The organism is Streptacidiphilus neutrinimicus, assembly GCF_000787815.1.
GTDB lineage: Bacteria > Actinomycetota > Actinomycetes > Streptomycetales > Streptomycetaceae > Streptacidiphilus > Streptacidiphilus neutrinimicus.
The window spans coordinates 1-2587 of sequence record NZ_BBPO01000052.1; the positions used below are offsets into that span (position 1 = coordinate 1).

The 2587-nt window shown below is 67.4% G+C and carries 2 protein-coding genes; both read right to left on the reverse strand.

The genetic code is table 11. The features are described from left to right. Positions 1–196 precede the first annotated feature (196 nt). Positions 197–1180, reverse strand: a complete 984-nt coding sequence (locus TR48_RS27350) for a DUF4268 domain-containing protein (protein ID WP_042372156.1) — start codon at positions 1178–1180, stop codon at positions 197–199. 253 nt (positions 1181–1433) lie between these two features. Beyond that, entirely contained in the window at positions 1434–2288 is an 855-nt protein-coding gene (locus tag TR48_RS27355; RefSeq protein WP_084729808.1) for a YhjD/YihY/BrkB family envelope integrity protein, read from the reverse strand. Positions 2289–2587: the final 299 nt, after the last annotated feature.

The following is a 2587-nucleotide window of genomic DNA, read 5'->3' on the forward strand; positions in this document are numbered from 1 at the left end:
AGTCCTGAGGTTGTCCCGGGCGCGTGCCAGAACCGTGCCAGGACGGCGGGCGGTCAGCGGGGAACAGCGGGCAGTCGCGGGAACGCCCTCCGCAGAGCGCAGCTCACGGCGTCGCAGGTCAGACGGGACCTGCCCCGGGAAGGCCTACAAAGCAGTGTTGATCGAAGGACTGCCTCCGTTGGGGGCGCCGCCCGGCTCACGCTTCAGCAACCGGCAGGCCGCCGCATGCGTGGATGGCTTCCCTGAGCCGACGCTGCGAGTCGATAAACCACTCGATGAAGCCTTCCCAGCCGGCCTCATTCTCGATGCTTGAGTCTTTGCGATAGTCCGCTACGCGGCAGCTCAGCTTCCCTTCAAGGGGTTCGAACGACAGAGTGTCGCCATAGGTGCTCTCCAGAACCCCGCGCTTGTCCAGGAGTTGCTGGTAGCGGCTAGCGTTCATCTCGGCGTCGGGGTGGCCGAGATACAGCTCCGAACGAAGCCTCCCCCGCGCAAAGGAGACCCCGAAAATCATCCCGGATACCCCGGTTGGCATATTGAACCAATTGTCCCGGGGTGCCTTCTGTGCCCGGCTCCATGTCAGCCCGAGCACTTTGAGCGCCGTCATGTAGCGCTCCCAGAACTGCCGGTAGAGCAGGCCGCGGCCGCTGATCCCAGACTCGCGGGCCTGAGTCACTGAGCGCACCGTCTTGCCCCAGTCATTGGGCTGGGCTACAACGCGAAGCATGGGGGCCGGCCGGGAATCGCCGATTCGGACGGCAGACACCTCCACTCCAAAGAAGCATGTCTCTGGGTCGGTCCTGGTGTTGAGCCAGTCGAGCGCAGCACGGTGTTCCTCGCGGAAGGACTTGGCGATCCACACGATGTTTGCGGCGTCGGTGCCGCCTGCGTAGGTGAGGAGTTGTCCGAGGTGGCTGTGGTCCGTTGCTTCCAGCTGGTTTTCGATGATCACGGATCGACCTGTGCGCAGGTCTGTGCCGATCAGGTCCAGCGAGAAGTCCCCTACTGGGTGCTCAGCGGTACTGATCTCCAGTTCCATGTCGAGGGCATCGCCCAGAACCTCGGGGTTGGCGAGCAGCCATGGGGTGAAGTCGAGTGCCTCATGCGTCCAGACTTCACGCAGTGGCACAGGTTGGAGCCGGCCAATGTCCGGGGTTGAACCGTTCGAAGTCGGCACCATGGCCGGATTGTAGAGGGACAATGCCCTTGCGGGTGCCGACTTGGAGTGCTGCAGCCGACATCACCGGATGACATCAACGTCGGCAGTCAACAGCAGCCCGCCTTACTTGTCAGCGCCAGGTCTGTTCACAGCGGCCGCGGGCTCGCCGCCGGTCGTTGGAGACTCGGGGCGAGCATACAAAGCAGATGTCGGCGGTTCGAATCCGTCTGTGCCCACTCCGACCGGCAGCCGAGCTCTGCGTGCCGCAGCCGGATCAGCCCGAAAGGGCGACTGCGACCCTGGCCCTGCGCTCGTGGAACTGACGCCCAAACAGGGCACCTGCGTAGAAGACGAAACCGACGCCGATGAGCCAGGTTTCGACCACGAGGACAATGCCGACGCCGCCGTATGACTCCGCGTTGCTGACGATCATCGGATCGAAGACCAGGGCGGAGAAGACCCGGAGGCCGCCCAGGCCGACGAGGGTGGCGAGGGTGCCGGGGAGGAGGGCGCGCCAGCTGACGCGGCCGGCGAGGAGGAAGCGCTGGCCCCACCAGAAGAAGAGGAGGCCGGAGGCGGCCAGGAGGGCGACGCGCTCGACGGCTTCCACGTAGCCGTTGCGGAGCCAGACGCCGCTTTCGACTTCGGCGGCGAGGTAGAGGGTGAGCACGAGCAGCCAGGTGGCCTGGCGCCAGACCTTGCGCCAGGTGGAGGGCCCGAGTTGCCAGACCTTCTCGTAGACCGTCTGCACCTCGGCGGCGAAGGCGATGCCAAAGAGCGCGAGAAGGGCCAGGCCCAGGGCGCCGGTGGCGCTCTCCACGTCGTGCTGGCCGGCGAACAGCTGTTCCAGGGGCGTCGCGCTCCGGGTGCTCAGGTCCATGCCGTCGACCAGCCAGTCGGAGAAGCCGCGCTGCCGGAAGGGGTCGACGGCGGCGACCACGAGCAACAGCGGCAGGAGGGTGACCAGCCCCTGGGCGGCGAAGATCATGGACCGTCGCATCAGGTCCAGCTCGCTGGTCGCGCGGAGAAAGCGGCCCAGCATGCCGCCACGGAGGCGGGTGAGCCAGGTGCGCTTCCGGTCGGTCGGCTGATCACCGGGTTGCTGGGGCACGTCAGAGTCATCAGCCATGCGGCACGCCTCCGGCGACGGGACTGTTCTGCTGCCCGGCAACGCTTTCAGTTGGCGGGTGCCACAGCAAGGAATGCCGCGCCGGGCGTTCGCCCCGGCGCAGTACGAGGCCTTGCCGGGGCAGTACGAGGCCTTGCCGGGCAGCGCGAGGCCGTGCCGGGCAGCGCGAGGCCGTGCCGGGCAGCGCGAGGCCGTGCCGGGCAGCGCGAGGCCGTGCCGGGCAGCGCGAGGCCGTGCCGGGCAGTGCGAGGCCTTGCCGGGCAGTGCGAGGCCTTGCCGGGCAGTGCGAGGCCGTGCCG